Consider the following 629-nt stretch of genomic DNA (forward strand, 5'->3'; position numbering starts at 1 on the left):
CTTGGTCATGGTGAGGCGGGTGGATCGGAGCAGCTAATTTGCTCTACTTCCACAACCGCTGGTAGTGTTTATAATTTGAACTCCATGCGCAGGGGTGCTATGGACATCGGCATGGCCCAATCTGATGTAGGATACCACGCGTATACGGGTAATGGTGTGTATTCAGGCATCCCTCCTATGGATAATTTGAGATTGCTTGCCTCTATGCATAAAGAATACCTCACCATAGTTGTCAGGAAGGATTCTGGTATTAAGTCCATAGACGATATAAAGGGCAAGAAAATGAATGTGGGTGCTCCTGGCACTGGGGTCAGGACGGCTATTCTAAATCTATTTGAAACCAAAGGGTGGACGATAAAAGACCTTCTTGTAGCTTCTGACCTAAAATCTTCAGAGCAGATTCAAGCGTTGTGTGACGGAAAAGTGGATGTAATAGCAGATTTTGTAGGGCACCCGAATGCTGGAATGCAAGAAGCCTCTGCTACTTGTGACGCTGTTGCACTTTCGCTGGATGATGCTCTGATGGCAGAGTTCGTGGAGAAATACCCGTACTATACCGCTGGTTTGATACCCGGCAATACATATAAAAACAATCCTCAAGACGTTAAAACAATATCGGTGCGTGCTTC

Annotated in this window: 1 protein-coding gene; it reads left to right on the top strand. The window is 45.8% G+C overall.

The window, feature by feature from the left end; genetic code table 11:
* Positions 1–629 (top strand): TAXI family TRAP transporter solute-binding subunit (locus GAC_RS02855; RefSeq protein ID WP_037349402.1); only part of this gene is annotated, 629 nt, incomplete at both ends.

The organism is Anaplasma marginale str. Florida (assembly GCF_000215485.1).
GTDB classification, from domain to species: Bacteria; Pseudomonadota; Alphaproteobacteria; order Rickettsiales; family Anaplasmataceae; genus Anaplasma; species Anaplasma marginale.